The organism is Flavobacterium caseinilyticum, from assembly GCF_004349085.1.
Lineage (GTDB): Bacteria > Bacteroidota > Bacteroidia > Flavobacteriales > Flavobacteriaceae > Flavobacterium > Flavobacterium caseinilyticum.
This window is the reverse complement of sequence record NZ_SMFM01000002.1, coordinates 299,126-321,044: the sequence shown is the minus strand read 5'-3', so window position 1 is coordinate 321,044 and position 21,919 is coordinate 299,126. Positions and strand designations below refer to the sequence as shown.

Annotated in this window: 27 protein-coding genes; 10 read left to right on the top strand and 17 right to left on the bottom strand. The window is 35.5% G+C overall.

From position 1 onward, the window contains the following. Positions 1 to 3 precede the first annotated feature (3 nt). Positions 4 to 2,412, top strand: coding sequence for a hypothetical protein (locus E0F89_RS05925; RefSeq protein ID WP_131908932.1), 2,409 nt, complete (start codon positions 4 to 6; stop codon positions 2,410 to 2,412). Between the two features lie 76 nt (positions 2,413 to 2,488). Continuing rightward, entirely contained in the window at positions 2,489 to 2,806 is a 318-nt protein-coding gene (locus tag E0F89_RS05920; protein WP_131908931.1) for a hypothetical protein, read from the top strand. Between the two features lie 62 nt (positions 2,807 to 2,868). Here the strand turns inward: E0F89_RS05920 and E0F89_RS05915 are convergent, their stop codons facing one another. Further along, a complete protein-coding gene (locus E0F89_RS05915) occupies positions 2,869 to 3,612 on the bottom strand; it encodes a site-specific DNA-methyltransferase (RefSeq protein ID WP_131908930.1) in 744 nt (247 codons plus the stop codon). Between the two features lie 165 nt (positions 3,613 to 3,777). On the opposite strand from E0F89_RS05915, the gene E0F89_RS05910 reads away from it, so the two are divergent. The 3 genes from E0F89_RS05910 to E0F89_RS05900 all read left to right on the top strand — a co-directional run bounded on the left by E0F89_RS05910 (position 3,778) and on the right by E0F89_RS05900 (position 7,372). Then, complete coding sequence (locus E0F89_RS05910; RefSeq protein ID WP_131908929.1) at positions 3,778 to 4,920, top strand: hypothetical protein; 1,143 nt, start codon at positions 3,778 to 3,780, stop codon at positions 4,918 to 4,920. A 22-nt stretch (positions 4,921 to 4,942) separates the two neighbouring features. Next, positions 4,943 to 6,292, top strand: a complete 1,350-nt coding sequence (locus E0F89_RS05905) for a hypothetical protein (protein ID WP_131908928.1) — start codon at positions 4,943 to 4,945, stop codon at positions 6,290 to 6,292. A 63-nt stretch (positions 6,293 to 6,355) separates the two neighbouring features. Beyond that, on the top strand, positions 6,356 to 7,372 hold the full coding sequence (locus E0F89_RS05900; protein WP_131908927.1) for a hypothetical protein: 1,017 nt from the start codon (positions 6,356 to 6,358) through the stop codon (positions 7,370 to 7,372). Between the two features lie 66 nt (positions 7,373 to 7,438). On the opposite strand, the gene E0F89_RS05895 is transcribed toward E0F89_RS05900, so the two are convergent. The 16 genes from E0F89_RS05895 to E0F89_RS05825 form a co-directional block, all read right to left on the bottom strand. Further along, a complete protein-coding gene (locus E0F89_RS05895; RefSeq protein WP_131908926.1) occupies positions 7,439 to 7,810 on the bottom strand; it encodes a hypothetical protein in 372 nt (123 codons plus the stop codon). Continuing rightward, complete coding sequence (locus tag E0F89_RS05890) at positions 7,792 to 7,974, bottom strand: hypothetical protein (RefSeq protein ID WP_131908925.1); 183 nt, start codon at positions 7,972 to 7,974, stop codon at positions 7,792 to 7,794. Before E0F89_RS05890 ends, E0F89_RS05895 begins: the two co-directional genes overlap by 19 nt. Continuing rightward, positions 7,975 to 8,502: a hypothetical protein gene (locus tag E0F89_RS05885; protein WP_131908924.1), complete on the bottom strand. Its 528-nt coding sequence runs from the start codon at positions 8,500 to 8,502 to the stop codon at positions 7,975 to 7,977. Between the two features lie 9 nt (positions 8,503 to 8,511). Then, positions 8,512 to 8,736 carry a hypothetical protein gene (locus E0F89_RS05880; RefSeq protein WP_131908923.1) on the bottom strand — a complete coding sequence of 75 codons (225 nt, stop codon included), beginning with the start codon at positions 8,734 to 8,736 and terminating at the stop codon, positions 8,512 to 8,514. Positions 8,737 to 8,856: 120 nt separating this feature from the next. Next, complete coding sequence (locus E0F89_RS05875; protein ID WP_131908922.1) at positions 8,857 to 9,105, bottom strand: hypothetical protein; 249 nt, start codon at positions 9,103 to 9,105, stop codon at positions 8,857 to 8,859. Positions 9,106 to 9,265: 160 nt separating this feature from the next. Continuing rightward, complete coding sequence (locus E0F89_RS05870; RefSeq protein ID WP_131908921.1) at positions 9,266 to 9,790, bottom strand: YopX family protein; 525 nt, start codon at positions 9,788 to 9,790, stop codon at positions 9,266 to 9,268. A gap of 62 nt (positions 9,791 to 9,852) precedes the next feature. Continuing rightward, complete coding sequence (locus E0F89_RS05865; RefSeq protein WP_131908920.1) at positions 9,853 to 10,293, bottom strand: YopX family protein; 441 nt, start codon at positions 10,291 to 10,293, stop codon at positions 9,853 to 9,855. Then, the gene (locus E0F89_RS05860) at positions 10,290 to 10,583 is read right to left on the bottom strand and encodes a hypothetical protein (RefSeq protein ID WP_131908919.1); all 294 of its coding nucleotides are present in this window, start codon (positions 10,581 to 10,583) and stop codon (positions 10,290 to 10,292) included. Before E0F89_RS05860 ends, E0F89_RS05865 begins: the two co-directional genes overlap by 4 nt. 166 nt (positions 10,584 to 10,749) lie before the next feature. Beyond that, complete coding sequence (locus E0F89_RS05855) at positions 10,750 to 11,154, bottom strand: hypothetical protein (protein ID WP_131908918.1); 405 nt, start codon at positions 11,152 to 11,154, stop codon at positions 10,750 to 10,752. 184 nt (positions 11,155 to 11,338) lie between these two features. Beyond that, on the bottom strand, positions 11,339 to 11,557 hold the full coding sequence (locus E0F89_RS05850) for a hypothetical protein (RefSeq protein ID WP_131908917.1): 219 nt from the start codon (positions 11,555 to 11,557) through the stop codon (positions 11,339 to 11,341). A 180-nt stretch (positions 11,558 to 11,737) separates the two neighbouring features. Continuing rightward, positions 11,738 to 11,872: a hypothetical protein gene (locus E0F89_RS17435; RefSeq protein ID WP_262709517.1), complete on the bottom strand. Its 135-nt coding sequence runs from the start codon at positions 11,870 to 11,872 to the stop codon at positions 11,738 to 11,740. Positions 11,873 to 12,074: 202 nt separating this feature from the next. Continuing rightward, complete coding sequence (locus E0F89_RS05845) at positions 12,075 to 12,383, bottom strand: hypothetical protein (RefSeq protein ID WP_131908916.1); 309 nt, start codon at positions 12,381 to 12,383, stop codon at positions 12,075 to 12,077. A gap of 133 nt (positions 12,384 to 12,516) precedes the next feature. Continuing rightward, on the bottom strand, positions 12,517 to 12,744 hold the full coding sequence (locus tag E0F89_RS05840) for a hypothetical protein (RefSeq protein WP_131908915.1): 228 nt from the start codon (positions 12,742 to 12,744) through the stop codon (positions 12,517 to 12,519). Between the two features lie 203 nt (positions 12,745 to 12,947). After that, on the bottom strand, positions 12,948 to 13,349 hold the full coding sequence (locus E0F89_RS05835) for a hypothetical protein (RefSeq protein WP_131908914.1): 402 nt from the start codon (positions 13,347 to 13,349) through the stop codon (positions 12,948 to 12,950). Between the two features lie 144 nt (positions 13,350 to 13,493). Then, positions 13,494 to 13,733: a hypothetical protein gene (locus tag E0F89_RS05830; RefSeq protein ID WP_131908913.1), complete on the bottom strand. Its 240-nt coding sequence runs from the start codon at positions 13,731 to 13,733 to the stop codon at positions 13,494 to 13,496. Continuing rightward, positions 13,730 to 13,936, bottom strand: a complete 207-nt coding sequence (locus tag E0F89_RS05825; protein ID WP_131908912.1) for a hypothetical protein — start codon at positions 13,934 to 13,936, stop codon at positions 13,730 to 13,732. Before E0F89_RS05825 ends, E0F89_RS05830 begins: the two co-directional genes overlap by 4 nt. A gap of 228 nt (positions 13,937 to 14,164) precedes the next feature. On the opposite strand from E0F89_RS05825, the gene E0F89_RS05820 reads away from it, so the two are divergent. Genes E0F89_RS05820 through E0F89_RS05800 form a run of 5 tightly spaced genes read left to right on the top strand, consistent with a single transcriptional unit; the run spans position 14,165 to position 21,394 of the window. Further along, positions 14,165 to 14,863, top strand: coding sequence for a hypothetical protein (locus E0F89_RS05820; RefSeq protein ID WP_131908911.1), 699 nt, complete (start codon positions 14,165 to 14,167; stop codon positions 14,861 to 14,863). Then, positions 14,863 to 15,708 carry a hypothetical protein gene (locus E0F89_RS05815; protein WP_131908910.1) on the top strand — a complete coding sequence of 282 codons (846 nt, stop codon included), beginning with the start codon at positions 14,863 to 14,865 and terminating at the stop codon, positions 15,706 to 15,708. The genes E0F89_RS05820 and E0F89_RS05815 overlap by 1 nt, the downstream gene beginning before the upstream one ends. Further along, on the top strand, positions 15,708 to 20,237 hold the full coding sequence (locus E0F89_RS05810) for an Ig-like domain-containing protein (RefSeq protein WP_131908909.1): 4,530 nt from the start codon (positions 15,708 to 15,710) through the stop codon (positions 20,235 to 20,237). The genes E0F89_RS05815 and E0F89_RS05810 overlap by 1 nt, the downstream gene beginning before the upstream one ends. 10 nt (positions 20,238 to 20,247) lie before the next feature. Then, positions 20,248 to 20,988, top strand: coding sequence for a hypothetical protein (locus tag E0F89_RS05805; RefSeq protein WP_131908908.1), 741 nt, complete (start codon positions 20,248 to 20,250; stop codon positions 20,986 to 20,988). Between the two features lies 1 nt (position 20,989). After that, positions 20,990 to 21,394 (top strand): hypothetical protein, encoded by a 405-nt coding sequence (locus E0F89_RS05800; protein WP_131908907.1) that lies wholly within the window; start codon positions 20,990 to 20,992, stop codon positions 21,392 to 21,394. Positions 21,395 to 21,919 lie beyond the last annotated feature (525 nt).

Sequence of the window (21,919 nt, the reverse complement as noted above, 5' to 3'; positions counted from 1 at the left end):
ACCATGTCAAAAAACACACACAAAATCCCAGATCCTTTAGCTCCTGACACTGTAAAAGCAGATCCTACTTACGGTTTACAGATGGCCCACTTTATTGAAAGTGAATGGTTCAATGGCGGCATTGAATCCAAAGGCAGCCAATTCATGACGCGTGGTAAATGGATCGAAGAAAAACGATTATTTGTTCGTGCGGAATCCGACTCCGGTGACGACAAGAATTTGTTATCCAGAAATACCGGTGATTTAGATTATATCAATCTGGACTGGTCGCAATTGAATATTTCACAAAAATTCTGCAGGATCGTTTCCAATGGAATTCAGGACAAATATTACAATCTGGATATTAGAGCTTTTGACGCTATTTCTGTAAAATTAAAACAGGACCGCATTAATTTGTTCAAGACGGCTATGTATGCTAAACCGATGCTTGAAAAAGCCAAAAAGGTTTTGGGTATTGATTTGGTTCCAAAAGGTTTTGTACCGGAAGACGAAGACGAATTGAATTTGTACATGGAAATCAAAGACCGTCCACGAATTGAGATTGCTGAAGAAATCATGATTGATTACGTCAAAAAAACAAATGAATGGAATACAATCGAAAGAGAAAAGAATAAAGATTTAGTTGAAATAGGAATCGCCGTAGCGCGTGTTTATACCGATAAAAATGACGGCGTAAAAGTTCAGATTATAGATGCGGAAACTTACGGACACAGTTATGTAAATAAAAATAATTTCGACGATGCTTTTTATCATTTCTATGTGGATACTATCAGCATTAATGATATTAAAAGAGAAAGCGGTTTTGATGATATTGTATTGAGACGTATCGCTAAGAAACAAGCTGCAGCAAACAACATGCTTTTCAATGAAAATTTTGAAGAGTGTAACATGGAAAGCTTACTGGACATGAGAATTCACGTGATGCGCTTTACATTCAAATCAGCCAAAAGAATTACGTTTAAAAAGACCATTAATAAAAAAGGGCAAGTTACCAAAGTAAGCCAAAGAGACGATAGTTTTGATCCACCAATGACGGAATTAAAATCATCAAAAGTTTTGGACACTTGGTACGAAGGAAATTATGTGGTAGGATCCAATGAGATTTACGGGTACCAAGAATGTGAGAATTTAGTTCGTGACGACATGAATAAAGCCAAATCTCCGTTTGTGGTTATTGCTACCAACATTTATAAAAACAGGCTGCATTCGTTCTTAGGCGATATTCAACCGATGTGTAAACAATTGCAGCGCGAACATTTAAAAATTCAACAATTAGTTGCCGAGTTGAAACCGGATTTAACGCAAATTGACTTGGATAGCCTTGCTGATTTAAGTGGTGAAGGAGAAGAAGGAGGCGACAAAAAAGAGAATTGGCAAATGGCGTTAAACCTTTTGAATACCAAAGGTGTTGTGATTACCCAGCGAACGGATATGGGCGAACTAGGAATGAAAGAAGGCGCAGGAGCAAGACCTATTTCAAGTCAGCAAGGAAGCGCATTAGCTCCGTTGTTGAATACTTGGGCGCATTATTACAATTTAATTCGTGATGTTACCGGTGTAAATCCGGCCCGTGACGGATCACTTCCTGCAGATGCATTGTTAGGCGTAAACGAAATGGCACAATTAGCCAGTAATACCGCTACGCAGCATATTGTAGATGCCGCCACTGATTTTAATAAAAGAGTCGCTGAACTGATCTCTTCCAGAATACATTCTATTTTCAAACATGATAAATCAGGGTATTTAAAAAGAATCTACGAAAATGCCGTAGGAAAACACAATCTCGAAGCATTAGAAGCATTGTCAGATCGCAGCTTGCATGAATTTGGTTTTTCTGTAGAAATGGTACCGGCGCAAAAAGAAATGCAGGAATTCGCAGAAGATTTAGGCATTGCGATGAAAGAAGGGACCATTGACGTGGAAGACAAAATTGAAGCGCAACGGATCGCCAGAACCAATATTAAATTGGCGCATGAATACCTGAAATACCGCAGAAGAAAACGCATCAAGCAACGCATGGAAGAGCAGTCTATTATGGCACAAGAAAAAAGCCAAAACGATATGGCTTCCGCGCAAGCAGCAGTGCAGGCAAAAACGCAGTCTTATGGTATGCAGAAACAAATCGACATTGATACCGAAGCTAAACTTTCCAGTATTCGTTTAATGGAATACCAAAAGAAAAAAGAAATTGACGCTCCCGGAGAACAAATTAAGTTTGAGCAAGAAGTATATCTGGAGCAAATGAAAGTTTCTACTACGATGAACCTGAACAAATACAAGGAAGATGCCAAAGACAAAAGGCAAGATGTGGCCGCTTCGCAAAACTCTGAAATGATTACGCAAAGAAAAGACGGATCCGCGCCAATAGACTTCAAGGAAGAGTTTGATATTTCTAAATTATTTTCTAATTAGTACAAATTTATTATACTATCAATGTAAATTTTTATTATGTTTGTATTCACTAAATGTTTAACCAAATATTAAAACAATGAAAAAATTATTTTTAATGACGTTTTTAGTCTGTTTTGTTTTTTCTTCTTTTGCGACCTTAGCGGTCCCCAAGGTGTATCCAGAAAAGCATAAAACAGAAAAGATTGCCTTTGAAGCTACGGCTCCTGTAGAGGTAAAAAAAGTATCGTTTGTACCTCATAGTGTTGTTGCTTTTCAGGAACATCGAAAGAAGGAAGTAGCAATCGCAACTGTAGTTCCTGATCTCAAAGTTACCAAGCGATTTACTTATAATTATAGTTATCCCTGGTGCCGAAATCAGAAAGATGTGGTTTGGCTTATCGATATTTATAAATAAAACATACCAAGAAACACAATATACAAAAGAGCTGGACTTAAAATCCGGCTCTTTTTTTTTGTTTATAAGAATAATGATTGTTGATTAATATGAATTTTAAAACGTGATTCTTGTAAATCGAAATATTCTTTATCTATTTCATTTGCAACAAATTCACTAGCGTAGTTGTAAAGAGCAATCCTATCACTTCCTGAACCATTGTGACCACAATATACTTTCTTTCCTTCTAATTCAAAATCAATAGCTATTTTTTTATATAAAAGAATAGGTTTATGACAAGGGTGTATTCTTTTTTCATTTAATTTTTTATTTCCTTGCTGGCGCATTGGATTTTTTAAATTCTCCGCTTGCTGCATTCCTGCCCATAACAAATCTATTTCATGAGTATGATTAATGCTAGAACAATAAGCCATTTCATTATCTTTAAAACTCATTCCTTCTGGAACTCCTTTATTCCATTTTATCCTGCCACTTCCTAAACCATTCCAACTTACATATTCAACTCCAAAGATTATTTGATGTTTAGAGATCCTTCTCATTTCATCAAAATATTCTTGACCAGGAGCTGAATTATCCCAATCTTTTAAAGTATAAACTTTTTTATTTTTATTAGCACTTAATCGACTCCCGTTTTTCTGTTTTGTTGTATTCTTAGTTTCATTTAAAAACGCCATTTTGCCAACGTTAATTCCATAAGGAACATCATCAACTACGTAATCAAAATATCCGTCAGGAATATGTTTTGTTGTTTCCTGCCAAGGCTTATTGAAAACAATACTATTATGTTCGTTCTTGAAAATTATCATTTTTCAAAAGTATAAATTATTTACACTAATAATACAACTTCAAAACACTTTTTATCGATTGGTATAGTAATTTCAATAGTCAAAAACTATTTTTAGTATAAATAATTTGTATTTGATAAATATTATTTATTACATTTGCTACAATCATAACGAAAAACTATTATTATGGCATTTGGTATTAACAAAGAAATGGAATCAGCGTTAGAAAACACTGCTACTGCAGAAGCTACAGCAACTCAAACAGCTGCTGCTGAACCAACGGCTACAACTACTGAGGAATCCGTGGAAACCACTGCCGAGGCTACGAATGCTGCTGAAGCATCAAATGATATTATAGCCAATCACCCTACAAGCACAGATGAAGTAGCATTAAATGACGATCAAGTTCGTTCTTATTTTAAATCCAAAGGAAGAGAAGTAGAGAATCTTGATGATTTATTCCAGGAAAAAGTAAAAGAAGTCAATCCGTACGAAGGGATTAACCCGGAGCTTAAAGCTATTTTGGATTACAATAAAGAAACCGGAAGAGGCTTATCCGATTACCAAAAATTACAGCAAAACATAGATGAAATTCCAGTTCTGGATTTAGCAGTAGCCAAGGCCAAAGAAGAAACCGGAATGGATTTATCTGCTGAGGATGCACAAGCCTACATCGAAGACGTTTTGGGAATTGATTTATCTGATCTAAAGGATTTGAGTTCAGTGGATAAAATAAAACTGAACAAGTTTGTAAAAGAATACAAAGCGGAACTTAAAATTTCGCAAGAAAAATACAAAACGCCATTAGCTACAGAGAATGTTTCCGGAAAGGAAATGGTAACGCTGGCCGATGGACAACAAGTTGAAAAAACAATCTTTGACGAACATCAAAGAACAAGACAAGCTTATATTGAAGAAATGAAAGTAGCGGTGGACAGTGTCGCCAAAACCTCTTTAAGTATGGAGTTTGATAATAACGGTAAGAAAGAAGTTTCTACCTATGAATACGAGCATGATAAAGAAGACAAGAAAAACATGTTTGCTTTAACAGAAGACGTAGATCAGACCGTAGCTAAATTATTTCGCACCGAAAAAGGATTTGACCACCAGGGCCTAGCAAAAGGTATTTGGCGTTTGGATCCTAAAAACTGGGAAAAGGAAGTTTCCGCAATTGTGAATAAGGCTGTTGCCGAAAACACAGAGCGCTTGCTTCAAAATGAAAACAATATCAACTACAGCAGGAATCGTATTGCCAGTAATGGGAATGCTTCCGGAAGTAAAGATATTTTTGAAAAACCAAGGGGATTTGGAGTACAATTTGGTATTTAATCACACTCTAAATTAAAAAATAATGGCCTTCGAATTAACCGACAACAATTTATTGGGCGCAGCTGTTATTGACAGACCTGCTAACGCAATTAAATCCGCTGCTACTTTCATTGATCCTTACGATTACGCAATGGTGTACCAACCAGAATTAGTTTCCAAGTTTCACATGAGACACGGAAAAGGTTCTATACTTGGTTTCACTCGTATGACTGGCTCTGAGGGTACTTATGCATCTGATCAAATCCAACACGGAGAACAAAACAGATTGCATACAATTTCTAAAAATGTTGCCGTAGCCGGTAATGTTTTCACATCACCAACTGATCACCAATTGCGTGTAGATGATGTAATCCGTATTTCTGATGGTACCAATGAAGATCAAGCAATCGTTACTGCTGTTGCCTCTTCTAAAGTATTCACGGCGTTGAGTGATACTGTTGCTGCTTTTGCTTTTGCAGGAAATGTAACTTTGTTTAGCTCTTCTAACCGTTTTGCTAAAGGTACTGAGAACTTCTCACAAGGTTTCCACTGGGATCCAAGTATCTACAAAAACTACAGTCATATCCTAAAAGGATTCTACGACATTAATGACTCTGATAGAGCGCATGATACGTGGTTAGAAACTCCGGACGGTCCAATGTGGTTTAACTACGAGCTTTCGAATAACTCTCGTTATTTTGACAACTTGGCTGAGTTGACACACTTGTTCCACAATAGAGCTGCTGACAATGCTGCCTCTACTACTGCAGGTAAAACGCGTGGTATGAAAGGTATTATCCAGCAAATTGAGGAAAGAGGAAATGTAGCTAATGAGTACATCGAGAACATCGAAGACTTGGCTGACATTGCTTATAGAATCAAGCAGCAAGGTGGTTGTACTAGTTACACAATCTACGCAGATCACACACAAATGTTCAAGTTCAACACTATGTTGGCTGGCGTGAATGCAGGATTTGTAAACGGTGCTAACTACGGTATTTTCAATAACAGTAAAGAAATGGCGCTTGCGTTAGACTTCCAAAGTGTTTCTATCTTAGGAATTACTTTCTTTATTACTGGTTTGAGAGTATTGGACGATCCACAGTTCTTAGGAGCTGAACATTTCAAAACTACTGCTCCAGCGTTTATCATGGTACCAGCAGGATTTAAATCAGTCACTGAAGACGGAGCAACAATAGACAAGGCTTACCTTTCTATTCGTTACAGAAAATCTCAGTTTACTGACAGAAAGAAACAAGTAAAACTTTTTGGTCCTGGATTTACAGAACACAAGAAAGATACTATGGAAGCTCACTTTACACAAGAGCAATTGAACCAAGTAATTGGAGCAAATGAATACATTGTAGGAAGACGTAACATCGCCTATACATAGTAATAAATAACAGCAGTGTTGTAATGACACTGCTGTATTTTTTTTAACTTAATTTCAAAAATTATGAATGTTTACAAATTAAAAAACGGGAAAACTTCTGGATCATATCAACTGCCAATCAGAACAGAAATGGTTGCAAAGATGGTTGATGGAGAGAAAAGATTAAAAAAGATCCATTATATTCCAGGTTCGGACAGTATTTTTGTCGAGGACTACAAAGGGGATGAAGCTTCAAAAGCCGTATGGTTTGAAGACGGAGAGATCAGAGTTGCTGATGAAAACTGGGTGCTAAACGAATTATTAAAAAAACACTCTTGGTTTGGCAAACATTATGTTTTGGTAAACGAAGAAGCAACTGCAGAAGCTGAGGTAAATGAATTTGAAATTCTTACCAGAGCATCAAACTCTATCATCACGGAGAAAGACGAATTCAAATTGCAGGCAATGGCTATGATCGTAGTTTCATTAGAAGCGGCTGACTGGGGTGCATTCAAATGCAAAACAGAGTTGTTGAAATACGCCAAGAATCACAGCAAAGTATTGCTAGCTGAAATGGCGAAACCAGATTACGAAAGTCGTCTTATTGCAGCATTAGCATTCACTAAAAAAATCGTAAAATACAACGCGCACAGAACGGCTGTTGTATGGAACGACGGTAAAGAAGGAATTATTGTAAGAGTTGCTGAAGGAGAAACTGGAATTGATAAATTAGGAGAATTTTTATCAAAAGAAAATGAGACTTCAACTGGCGTATTGCAAAGAATAGGAGAGAAAACCGAAGTTGCGAATGTAGTTGTTAATGACGTTGAAGTTGTTGCTACTAAATCAGAAGCAGAACTTCGCGCAGAGATCAGAGCTGAAATGGAGCTGGAATACGCACCAAAAAACGAAGCGGCCACTGATGTAGTAAAACAAGAAGTTCCTGCTGTAGAAGCTAAAAAAGAAGCAGCTGCCGAAACATCTGACTTAGAAAAACTAAGAGAAGAATATGTTGCAGTACTTGGAAAGGACTTGTCTCCAAGATTCATGAATGATGCGGATTGGATCACAAAAAAAATAGCAGAGCATAAAGCTCTATAAAATACCATTTTCGTTTGGTTTGACTTTTCCCAGTCATGAAGAAGCCTGCTATTGAGCAGGCTTTTTCTATTGTACAGTAACCGTGACTTTCACAGAACTTTTAATATAGTCCGGATTTATGTGTCTGTTTTTTGAAGTATGAAATTGTTCGTTGAAACGGAAGCAATGAATCTCTTCTGCTTTGCCGTTATGAAAACAGCTTACCATGTATTGATTTAATGGATTGTATCTGGCGAAGAAATACCTGCAATCTTCATTTTCTAAATCTAATTTTGGTTTTAGAAACTCGAACATTTTCAAGCGTTCATCGTCTGACATTTTGTGATAATGAACATCACTCATGCTTTCCCAAAACATCGCCCTAGCAATGGGCCGTGGTGGTACACAAACTTCTGCTAGAAATAATAATTCAAAGAAATCTATTGTGAAATTTGACATAATTTATAATTGGTTTTATCAGTTAGATTAAAAATATTTTTGCGTATTGATTTTAATATAGCTACTGCTGCTTCGTAGGTCGCTGCAGGTATGGTCGTTTCGTCGAAGTCTTTTTCGTTTGCGCCTTGGTAATAAAACCAGTATTGTATCGTGAATTGCTGCATTTATTGTAACTGTTTTAAAAACGTACCTTTCTTAATTTTGTCAGCCATGTCGCGCACCCTGATTAATTGATTGTACTCTTCCCTGGAAAGTTCCGGAGCTTCTTTACCGGACAGGTCCACTTCTAGATCATTGGCGTGAATAAATGCCGAGCTAAACAAGTCCAATTCATCCTTGAACAAACGTTGATAAAAATCATTTTTAGCTTCAATTTCAATGTAGTTTGAAACCGAGCAAGAAACCATATAGTTTCCTTTTAGATACATTTCTTTTTGCATCTTAATAGGGAACGGACCAAAGACTTTTATATCATTGTTTACTTTTTTCACGATCTGGTACCATAATTTAAAATCCTCTTTTGAAACAATAAAAAAATAGTCTTGTTCTTTTTCTCCTTCTATTTCTTCAATAGTCAAATTATGTTTTTTCAGTAAATCAGTAAGCATTTTTTCAGCATTGATTTTCTCGCCGCCAATTCCTTTGTCAGCAAGCGCTTTTAATTTTTTAGCTAGTTCAATAGTTTTACTCATGGTTTTGGTTTAGTCATTGTCTATCACGAATTTAACATTAAAAATAATCCGTATAGTTCTGTGGTTTTTTACTCCGTTGTAGGAGCGTTTGTTTTCTTTGGCGTAATCCGGAATTGTTTTTAAATTCAGATAGGAGCCGAGGTGTTCTATTATTTGTACCATGTCGTCATTGTTCAATTCTCCATTTTCAATTCTTTCACTTAAATGCTCTTTTATCTTTTCTGATAATTTCATGGTGCAATTTTTTGAAGTTGATATGTAGTATAAATTTATGAATTTATATTTTTATTTGTCTGCTAACCTCAATGATTGCTGGGTGGTGCAATATTATGAATCACGCCTATAAACAAGTTATCACTCAGCTTGGTTGGAAGCTTGTAATTCTGCATATTCTTTAGCAAAACTTTCAGCATATTCCATTAAATTTAAAAGCAATTGATTATCTACTATCTGATAGTTAGCAAATACTTTTAAATCTTTAATATACATTTCGCCACCAATACATAAATTTTCCTCAATAAGTCTTTTATGTATTTCAAATTTCTTTTTGTTTTCCATAGCTTTTGCGATAAATTGCTCTTTTTTCAATTCTTTTGAGTTCATATTTAGTGGAATAAAAAGCCGAAGTGATAACATACGCTAACCGCTATTCAGGCTTTAGGTTAAATTTAATTATTGTTTTGTGTCTGTAAGATTTGTAATAATCCGAAGTTCAGTCCTTACTTTTCCTGAACATCGGTTAGCTTTTCCGTTAGCAAACAGCTTACTCAAAATTACGGTTAAAAAGATGCTGATTTTCAAAAACAGTTCCTATAATGTGATTATAACAAATTACCATTGATATTGCGCTTGAACTGTCTATTTTTCTCCAATAAACACCGTTTTCATCTTCATCTAATTTATATTGAATACATCTGTAGCCATCGTTAGAACTTGACCACTTTACAACATAAAAATACTGTATATTTTCACCTAATTTTTCAATTTCTACTTTTGATAATATATCGCCTTCACAAATTGTTTCTGCATTTTTATCAATTGAGCTTGTAAATTGACCAATAGAATTTATTTCAACTAATTCATTTATAGTTACAAAATCATCAACTCCATCGCTGCTAATATCTGTATAATTTATAATTCTTGTTTGTTTTTCGGGAGTGTGAATTAAGTCGCCATAAATCCAATTATTATGCTTTTTAGAATAACCTCTAAAAAGCCGATTTGCTAACAACGGTTTTGACTTATTGCCAGATTGGTCTTGAACTGAATTATTGTTTTGTGATTCCATAATTTGTCTTTAATTTAAAGTTGGTCTTGTGTTTTTTGGCAACAAGACAAAGCCACAATCCGTTACAGGACAGCGGTAGGAACGGCTAATAGTTCTGGATTTTCGTAAATATTTCCAATGACCTCATAAGAATGTTTCCAGTATTTTTTTAGATACATTGTTTTAACCTCCGCAGATGTATCAATGTTTTTAATATCAAAACCACCTTCACCATAAACAACAATCCAATTTCCTTTTATGCCTCCTTCAAGTTCTATTTTTTTATGTAAAATATCACCCTCATAAATATCTAAACCGTTTTTATCTTGTAGCCCTGTGAATTGACTAATAGTACTAGATTGTACAACTTCATTAAATGAATTGTAATCTAAGTCTAATGGTAATTCTCCTTTTAGTTCAAACCATAACATTCTATGCTCTCCATTAGGACAAACAATTAAATCTCCAAAAACCATTACATTGTTAGCTTTTGTCATTCCCCTAAACTTAATTTCTCTACTCATAATTTATGTTTGTCATTATAAATTTCATTTGCTTTTATTATAGCTGCCTTTGCTGCTTCGGTTCGTGTGTTAAAAATATCATAATAATATTTTAAATCTACAGAATAAGAGAATCCGTATTTATTTATTGGGAATACAGGGGTTATGCATAAATAAACCCCATACGAATCAAAGAACTCAATAATATACGTGCATTTAAAATTATCACTATAAAATAAAAATTCCTTATATGGATAATTATCATAAAACCATTTATCAAAATCTTCTTTGCATTTCCCTGTTAATTTCATAATTTTATTTGCTTTAAAAATTAGTGCCGTCCTGTAACAATATATTGTACTTATAGCTATATCAGGCTTGATTTAATTATTTGTAAATTCTGCGAGATTTGTCTTGAATCTCGATGTTTTGCTTACTTGTTCGATACAAGTACAATAATGAACGTTACTGGCTATGTTACCCAACAGATACGCCCAACATTTCATTGAACAATTTCATTACTTCGCCCTCGCCAGTAATTTCAAATATTTTGTGTTGTAAGTGTTCAATTTGCGTTTGAGTAAAAATCATTTCTCTTCGGTAAGGTTCAGGTTCTTTTATGGTTTCTACTTCTTTTTCAACAAGCATTGGAGCAAATGTGCTTTTGGCAATCATTTCTTCATAAACAAAAACTTTCGCTTCTAATGAACCTAATTTTTCATCACGATTATCCAATAAATGTTGTCTAATTATTTGCTCTAAAATGGTTTCGCTTCCTCTTTCGATTAAAGATGTTTTAGACATTTTACCGTCATAGCTTCTATAATCAACTTCTTTTTTAATAAGCTCTTTTACTAATTTTTCAATTTGTTGTCCGTTCATCACGTTTGATTTTAAAAACACAGCCAGTAACATATGCTACACAATAGCTGGGTTTCGGGTTAAATTTAAAGTCTGTTTTGCACCTTTTTAATCTGTCATTATCCGAAGTCTGGGTGTGTGCTTTTCCCAGCCATCGTGTAGCATCCGCCGTTATATTCCAGCTTGAGCAACTTTGTAACCAAAGCTACTCTCGCTGAAATTTTAAATCTTCAAGCATACCTATAATTGCTTCATAAGCATAATGAGCTAAAGTTTCACCTTCTATTTTTTGTATTAGTTTATCTATTTTTTCATTTACATAGTTTTCTGTTACTTTAACTATTTTATCAGAATCCATATAAAAATCTTCGTAACCTGTTTGGATTAAATCTACTTCTTCAATTTGTTCTTTTAGTGTTTTCATTTTGTTTATATTTAATTTGTTAATGTAAAAAAGCCGAGAATATAACAGCTACTATAAGCTATTGCCGTATCAGGCTTTGGTTGTTATTGTTTTGTGTTTTCAGTTGTCAAGTAATCCTTGACAACTGGTTTTGTCCTTTTCGTCAACATCTAATAGTAGCGGGACGTTAGTGGCAACCGCCTATTCTGGGTAATTATTGTTGTCAGAAGGTATTGGGTGATTTGTTTCTCTGTCACACTTTTCACAGTAACACCACAATTCGATGTAGCTAAATCCTTTTTCATTTCCTCCGCCTGTATCAATTTCTTCTGACATATTACAATGTTTTCCACAATCTTGGCATATAGGTTCTGGATATTCCATAATTTATAAGTTTTACGTGGTATGCCACTAACAATCGCTACATTTCAGCTTTTGCATTTGGCATTGGGTTAATATTGTTTTTTATTTGTAATTATTGTTTTTCATCCGAAACACCTCGCTTGTTTACGCCAAGCCGAAAGTGTAGCGATGGACGTTAGTGGCAATAGAACAGAAACCCTGTCTGTACATCATCACTATTTTCAAAACCAATAATTCCTTCATCGTCATATATTGGTTGTGCTTGTCCTTTTCTAATAATTGGTTCGCTTTTTACTTCGATACCTTTTGCTTTTAGTCGTTCAGTAATATCTTTCGGGTCTTTACAACCTACAACCCCAACTTTACCTCCTTTTTGTAGCTCGGTAATCATCCCTAAAATCATCACGTTTGTTTTTCCAATCAATCTACTGCCACTAACAGCCGCTTGATTTTCAGCTTTTTTATCTGTGATTTCTGTTTTCATTGTCTTGTACTTTTTAATATTTGTGATTAGGTAAATATGGTTTTATGTCTTTTCAAGCCGAAAAACAAGCGGCAAGCGTTATATTCCAGCTTCGAGCAACTTTCTGGCGAAAGTAACTCTGGCTGTCATTTTGTTATAGTTCATCGATAATTTTTTGTATACTATTTTTTGCTTTATTTACAGCTTCAAAAATCTCACTGTACATATCTTGATTAATTCTTTCTAAATTAAATGTTATTGTTGGGCTTCCTGTTCCGCAACCATATTTTTGCCTTTTAAAAGTAGAGTTTTTACTTTCTATCTCTAATTCTTCTAAGTGCTTTTTGCAATATTCGTATATTTCTACTTGTTCTTTTGTCATTTTATTTTTATTTATTGATTAATATTTAGTAAAAAAAGCCGAGAATATAACAATATATTGTACTTATAGCTTTACTCGGCTTAATTTGATGATTTGTAATTCTTGTTTTTATTAGTCTTTAATCCGATAAATTGTCTTGTGTCAGTTCGCTACAAGTACAATAATGAACGTTATCAGCAACCGAAGCTACACGTTGTCGATAATTAGTTACTCAAAAACGAAACTTCTGATTTTTTAAATTCCTCAAAGCAATTATGCCCGTAACCATTCATCGCATTAGTTACTTTCCACAAATCAGAATCATCTTCTTTTTTTATCTGTATCAAATATTGTCCGTTAAAATCAATATCTAATAAACCTGAATTTAAATCAGTTTTTGGAATCCTGACTACAAGTAAATCAATTACAATTCGTGTCGTTTCCATATCAAAAGACGGGTCAATACTTTTATAATAATCCTTTTGCATTTGCTTATTATATTCGTTTTGACGATTACTTTGTTCTATTTCTCTGCAACAAATATCACAAGGATATTCTTGATGCACGTGAGGATGAACTTCGCAATATCCTCTTCTTAAATCATTTCCGTAAATATCGTAAGCCATAATTTATATTTTTAAAATTAGTGTTAAGTGGTATGCTGATAACAAATGATTGTGGCTATTTGCACAATCATTTTATTCCTATTCAACTTCTGTAGTGGCAAACAGCCACAATCATCGGCCGTTATCAGGAATACTACGATTCCGTTATTTATGAAATTTAGATTTTGGTTTGTCGAATATTTGCTCCTGAATTGGTTCGGGTTCATTAAAGCATTTTAATTTCAATGCTTCATTTTTGAAATAATAATTTTCTTTTATTTCGTTTGCCTCTTCTGGATTTACAATAGTAATTCCTCTTTCTTTTTCCAGAACTCTATCAATTGCACTTTGCAAACAAGTTCTTCCGTGATCTACGTGACCTATAACAGCTATAATTTTTTTCATTTCCTCTTAAATATCATTTTACCATTAATGCCCTGTTTCATAACAAAATACTTCTGATCATATAGCACCCGAAGTACCGGATACAATTCTTCGTACGGTATTCCTGTACTGATTGCCAGATCCGGAATTAAAGTGCCGCAACTTCCATTAGAACTTTTGTGTTTTATGTCAATAGCTTCTTTTACAGTCTTGGTATGATCCATGTCAAAAAAGGAATTCCGATTAGTATTATCAATCCAATTACCAGGCAAAACCTTATAAAAAGTTGTAGCATCATATTAGCTCGCTCGTCGTCGTAATTCATAACATATTTATTTTTACCAAAAATATAAATAATTTGTATTAAAACTGTCTGTTAATGATACTTAAAATTTATTACATTTGTATTAAGTATAAGTTTTTGTTATTATTAGTGTAAAATCTGTTTTATTATGATCGATAGAGTATATCAAACTGTTAAGATGCTTGCCAATAGTGATGTTCGTGGAAACATGAAACCATCTGATTTTGACAAAGCGCTTTATAATGTAATGACGGAGAAATTTGAAGAGTATCCTTTTGATCTTACCAAATATCTGAACAGACAAAACAGAGGATTAGTAGGGAACGGTGTAGAAAACCTTCCTGATATTATCCGAGCTAAGATGGAACACTTCTTAACGTCCGGCCTCCTGACTTATACTGAAGGTAAATTCACTATTCCGGCAAACGTGGGGTATATGGAATCGATTCTATATAACGGATTAAGCGAAATCAGTATTTGTAAAAACATGTCAGAATTCAACCAACTACGACGATTTAAACATACGCAACCCAGTATTGATTATCCTATAGGTTTAAAAATCAATAATGTAATCGAGGTACTTCCTGCTGCAATCACTGACAAAGTAACCGCTTATTACCTTCGCAAGCCATTGGTGCCTAAATGGACCTTTGTGGTGATTAGTGATGTTGAAGTTTTTAATCCTGATGCGTTGGATTTTCAAGACATTGACATGCATGCTTCTGAAGAAGACGATATTGTGTCCAGGTTATGTGTCAAGTTTGGAATCAATCTTAAAGAGCAAGATTTACAAATGGCCGGGAACAACGACGAAATGCAAGAAGACAACAAAAAAACCGCTAATTAATGGAGACTCCTGAACAATATCACGGCAACAAAGACTCACACGGCAGCTATCAATTTTCTACCTTAAAAGAAATCATTGACGGAATGCTAATGGGCAGATTAGAATCGGACAACTATATAAAGAATACGAACCGCAGCATTTTAATTTACCATGGTAAAATGGGAATTAAAGAACTGACTAAATCTATTTCCGGAGCTACTTTGGCTATTGAAATGACCGTTGGCGAGGACTCTTGTATTGTTTTGCCGCAGGATTTTGTTAGTTGCGTAAGCGTATCCGCTGTGGTTGACAGTGAGGGGACCAGAAAATTATGCCCTTTAGACCGAAACCAAAATATCAATACGGTCACCGGTATTTTGCAAGACGATAATGCTAAAATCTTATTTGACGACAATGGTTTTATACTAACTGCAGATGCTTCCAATGCGTATAACATGCCGTTTAAGTCTTATGAGTTTATCAGTGGGTATAATGGAGGCAACTCTTTTACAGACGGATCTAATTTCAGCGTAAACGGGGAGTACAAGGTAGATGAAGAAAACGGAAAGTTAGTACTGGACGCGCGGTTGATTGACAAAGAAATTGTATTGCAATATAAATCCGATGGACTGCAATGGGAATCATTTAATGAAGGCGAAATAAAAGTACATAAGTACCTGGAGCAAGCGTTGAAGGACTGGATCTACTATTATTGTATTGAGCAAAGAATGACGGTGCCGGACCGGGAAAAAAGAAGAGCGTTGGACAGGTACAAAACAACCAGTTTTAAAGCTAAGAAAGACAGATCCGGACTAAACCTAAAACAAATTGCACGAGAAATGCGATCTAAATCTAAATTTTTATAATGGCAAATATCAGAAGAACATTCCTTTCCGGACGCATGAATAAAGATTTGGACGAGCGAGTTTTAAAAGATGGCGATTACCGTCATGCCGAAAATATATTAGTTTTAGATTCTGAAGGATCTGATGTAGGCGCTATTCAGAATTCATTGTCCAACAGGAAGCTGACCAGTATCGATTTTGGCACGAATCCGGCTTGCTTAGGCGGTTTTTCAGATGAAGCTACCCAGAAACTATATTGGATTATAAAATCAGATGCAGGATGCTACGTTTTAGAATATGATGTAAAAAACGAAGTGGTTTCAAAAGTACTGGAAGATACGCGTGTAGGAACCAATAGAGTTTTGGATTTAAAAGAAACGCATTTAATAACAGCAATCAATAAAATCATAAGCGAAGATCCTGAAAAGGATTTGATATTGCTGAATGACGATAACTTGCAACCGTTGTGTTTTAATATCGAACGTGCCAAAAAATATGGAGCAAACGGTTTTGATAAAGAGGATATTCTTCTGATCAAAAAACCACCTAGATTTGCACCAACTACTACTTTGGTTTTTGCTGATGGAGCCAGCAACAACATCGAAGAAAAGTTCTTGTCTTTCAGTTACCGATACAAATATTTAGATGGAGAATATTCCGCTTTGTCTTCCTATTCGAATTATAATTTTCACCCAAATCCATTCCAATTGGATTATGAGGTTTTGGATAATATAGGAATGATCAACGCCTATAATGCCGTACGATTATCAATCAATACAGGAGACAAACGCGTTACCGACATACAATGCATCGTAAAAGGAAGCACTTCAGAAAATTTATATATTATTGAAACTTTCAATAAAGAAAATGAAGGCTGGGGAAACAACGAAACCAGAAGCTTTGTTTTTTCGAACAATAAAATATACACGATACTTCCAGAAAAAGAACTGTACCGGTCCTCAGACGGCATTCCATTAAAAGCCAAATCACAAACTGTTATTGGTAACAGAATTGTAATGGGAAACTTTGTGCAAGGGTATGATTTAATTGATAAAAACAACAATAAAGTAAAACCAAATTATAATTTATCAATTGTTTCAGAAAGTTTAGAAGGTGTTACTGTTCCAATTTCGATTACTTCACAAGTACCTATTGCTAACAATAAGCTGAGAATCGATCTAACAGGAATGAACTTAAAATCAGGAAGCAAAATCAATCTGTTTTTTAGTTTAGACAACAACCAGACGGAACAAAAAAAATACAATGATAATTTTTCGTTTCTACTTACTAAGAATTATGAGGATGCTGCCGCTTTAGCACAGGATCCTGATTTTATATTTTTCATTACTAATTACATCACTAATTTATTTTTGAGCAATTATACCATTGCGGATATTCCTGGTTATGAATTTATATCGAATACTACTTTTGTAATCGAGAGTTATACTGCTAATGCCATAATACTAAAATCAGTTGCATTAATTTACGAGTTAAATAATGTGCAGGAAACAATCAACTGGGGTTTCAACAGTGCTACTAGCGTACTTTTTTATGAAATTGGTTCTGTTTCTACATTAAAAACCAACAGAAGTTATGAAGCAGGATTGATTTATATGGACGAATTCAATAGACAAACTACGGTTTTGACGCAGCTGAATAACACTATTTTTATACCGCAAAATTTAGCGCTATCAAAAAACAAAATAAAAGTCAGTTTATTAAGTAATCCACCGGCATACGCTGATAGATATAAGATTGTGGTAAAACAGCAAACGCTACAGTTTCAAACTATTTACGCCACTACTTTTTACGTTGAAGGATTGTTTCGCTGGATCAAATTAGAGAACGACAACAAAGACAAAGTAAAAGTTGGCGACATTCTTATTTTTAAATCAGATACAAATGGTTTTGTTCCTACATTGACAAAGGTAAAAGTATTGGAAATCGCCACAAAAGAAAAAGAATTCCTTGAAGGGAATGTAGATTTTAACAACACTGAAATCAAAGAATTACCGGGACTTTATATGAAAATAAAGATCCCTGCAGGAATTTCTATGGATTATATTCCAGATGGATTTTTAGAAAAAACTGGACAAGCAGCAAGCAGAGGCGATAGTTTTGATATGTATGTTGGTCCGTTTTCAGACAAAGATCCAGTGACCGGATTATATACGGATAAACCTATTGTACAAGGATCCAGGATTGACATTGAATTAACTAACGTTAAATACGGCAGCGCAGGTGGAGATAAAAAATTCACGAAAACGTTTTACGCCAGTGCGGATTATGCTAATTTTAAGTTATGGTACGATGCTGAGGTAAGCGACAATACCTTTCCTTTTGTATATCCTACAAACGGCGTAGTTCGTGGAGTTACTGAGGTAGGTTTATTTAGCCGTTTTGTAGAAAGTGAAACCGGAGCTTTATATTTAAGAATCCATAATGAATTAAACGGAAACGGAGAAGACTTGGGTATATTTGGAAGTACAGGCCACCAATCGTATATGAATGGCTCTATAAAAATAACAGCTGCTAATGGATTGATAGTTCTGGAAACCGAAGAGAAAAAATCGATTGATGCTGAGATTTATTATGAAACGGCACAAACATTCGAAATAAAAAACGGATTGCATCAAGGTAATTTACAAAACCAAACAACGGTACTCCCTGCTGAAATTGATTTGGATTTTTACAATTGCTTTTGCCAAGGAAACGGCGCCGAGAGTTATGTTATAAAAGACGCGTTCAATAAACCATACCTGAATATTGATTTACGTCCGTCGGTGGTTTCTATTGAAAAATATAAAGCCGTACGACGTTATGCAGACTTGATCTACAGCGAATCATACGTGGAAAGCAGTAATATTAATGGATTGAATGTGTTCAATGTAGCTACAGGAAATTCAAAAGAGCTAGACAAGCAGTACGGAAGTATCCAGAAATTACACAGTCGCGACAATGATATTTTAGTATTGAAAGAATCGAAGGCTTCTAAAGTAATGTTCGAAAAAGGATTGATTTACAACAGCGACGGAAGTTCTAACGTAAGCGCAACGAATCAAATACTAGGACCGGAGCTGACGTACTTGGGAGATAATGGAATTGGTAAAAACCCAGAGAGTTTTGCCGAAAACGATTACCAGATTTACTACGCCAATACCAAACAAGGAAATATTGTAAGATTGTCTATTGACGGCGTAACTGCTATTGTAGATGGAATGGTGGACTGGTTCCGTGATATTTTCAGATTGCAGCCGAACGCTAAAAAGCTAGGTGGTTTTGATCCGTACACCAAGCAATATGTGGTTTCAATAGCCGATGAACCTGTAAAGTTATTGCAGCTAAGTTGTGGTAATCAGATTATCAAAGAAAAACAAAGCGGAACGTTCACGTACCAATTTAAGTTAAATGATCTTGCTGGAGATATTATATTGAATTATAATATTGTTTCTGGGAACGCTACCATTGAAGCGTTATTTGACGGTGCAACAGAAGTTGTTTCTAATGTGACCGGCTTAGGGAACATCACGTTTAACAGAAGTAGTTTGGTAAAAAACATTGTTACCGTAACTGTAACTGCAGTCAGCGCTTCAATAAGTTACGAAATAGCTAATGTTTGTCCTATTGGCGCTGAACTAAAAATAGCCAGCATCATTGTAAACGATGCAGCAGATATTGGTAAAAACATTACCAACAGATTCAAATGGGGAGCGTCATTGTTGTACGCGACAGATGATTTATTTGATACTGCTCCGGTAAGTAAATTTCTAATTGAGACAGGTATTGAAGGAGTTGGTAAATTCCCGTTAAATAATTCTGTTTTCACGATACAGTCTTTTAAAGATAATTTGGCCTCCGGTAAGTTTTCGCTGGAAAATTTCAACCGCATTGGTTATTTAGTTTCCGATACCGTTTATACCGAAGCAGATATAAACATAATTTTGGCACAAGCTACTTTTTTGACGGTTACTAAAATTATGGAACCTGGATTTTTCGAAACCAATACGGCCAGTTTTCTTTTCAACAGAACAGAACCTGATGAAATTTTATATTTGATTTGGGATTACACCGAAAGAAAACCCGTTTTAGTCAACGACAATGTAACATTGAATAATGCGGCCAGTACTACTGTAAATGTTTTATTTAACGATCAGATTACAGGCACGCCAGTAGTGACCATTGCAGCACCTCCGGTAAACGGATTAGCAGTAGTAAATCTGGACAACACAATTACTTATACACATGACGGCACAGCAACGCTTACAGACAGCATCGTTTACCAAGTAAGTAACGGAATTGCCTCTAGTACAGCAACAATTAATATTACCGTAAATGCCGCTGGAACATTGCCTCAGCCAACATCTTCTTTTTGGTACATTGCAATACACCCTTCAATTCATCCGGCGAATGATCATGTTGTTTATATTGACGAATTCGGATCAGAACAGATACATATCTTAACCAGAACAGAGACAGGCGACAATCCATGTGAAGAGATAATAGCGCAGTCAATAGTAAGTAGCGCAGGCGCGGCTATTTGTAATCCTTAAACAAAACACCATGGCCCAACACACATTATCGCATTCTGAAAAATCACATGGCTGGACTTCTTTCTGGAGTTACATTCCGGACCTGATGCTCAAACTGAACAATCGGTTTTATTCGATAAAAAACGGACAACTGTACCTGCATAACGAAGACACGGGAGTTCAGAACAATTTTTATGGCGTTCAGTATTCGTCCAAGATCAAAATGATAATCAATGAATCCAGCGCCGAAGACAAGATTTTTAAAACAATCGTTTTAGAAGGAAACAATCCGTGGGAAGTCGCGCTAAAAACAAACTACACCGAAAGCACAATCAAAAGCACTGAATTCAATAAACGAGAAAGCAGGCAGTTTGCGTATATCCGTAAAAACGAAAACGCAAATGATTTTCACGGGAATACGGTACAGGGAATTGGAGTCATTCAAACTATTGCAGGACTCAATATTACTTTCAAAGCTGTTTCAAACTTTGTCAGTATTGGCGATGTATTGTACCAGTTGAATGGAAGCGCAAATGAGCCTATAGGAACGATTGCAGATGTATTCGAGAACACAATTACACTTGCTGCAATTATCACAGCACCAGTGGCCGGATATTACAGTTTCTCTAAGAAGAATGCCAGAATAGAAGGTGGAGAAATACGAGGATATTACCTGGAAGTGGATCTTGAAAATACCGATACCGAGAAAGTAGAATTATTTGCCGTAAATACCAATGCCGTAAAATCATCGATCACTTTAACCGAAAGATAAAATGGAATTCTCCGTACGATTTTTAAACGAAACTGATTACGATGTTTTGTGCCAGTGGTGGAAAGCCTTTCGATGGACCGCACCGCCAAGGGATTTTTTGCCGGAGAACGGCACCGGAGGAATGATGGTGCATAAGGACGGCGTGAATATTGTGGCCGGTTTTATTTATTTTACCAATAGCGCTATTGCTTGGAGTGAGTTTATCATATCCAATTTTGATTATAAAGACAAGGACCGCAAAGAAGCGATTAAGATCCTGATCTATGAACTGAATGAGCTAGCCAAAAGAAAAGGAAGCAAATACATTTATACCGTCGTAAAAAACCAAAATTTGAAAAAGATCTACCAGGAAATGGGATACGCTAACGGCAGCGTTAAGGTAGATGAAATGGTTTTAGTTTTGTAAAAAAAAGGGAGATTGACGCTCTCCCAAGTTTCGTAACTACGCTACTGCTCTAAGCGGTGCATTGTTAAGGCTAATTAATTTGCCGGTTAAAAAATAAAAAAGTTCTCTTTACTACTCGTGCATTGCTGTCAAAACCAGTCGCCCCCTTTTCTAATGGGTTTTATTTTTAAACCATTTTCAGGAAGTAAAAACCACATTCGCATTTCATAAACTTAGGTCAACGATTTCTCGGTGACTCCACCACTTTATTTTTAAAGAATAAAGAAACTTACATCGTGGCGAGCGATTCGTGGAGGCGCGGAGAATCGAACTCCGGTCCATACAAAAACTTGTAATACGTCAACGAACAATTTTGCGGGCGAGGGCGGAATCGAACCGCCGTCTATACCTTTTCGGGTATATGCTTTACCGTCTAAGCTACAGTCCCAATATTGTGTAATGTATTATAACTACACTCTCCTGTGCCAGGATTCCTACGGATTAAAGCGAGGGACATTACCTCACAGCATAGCATTGTTATTAGTC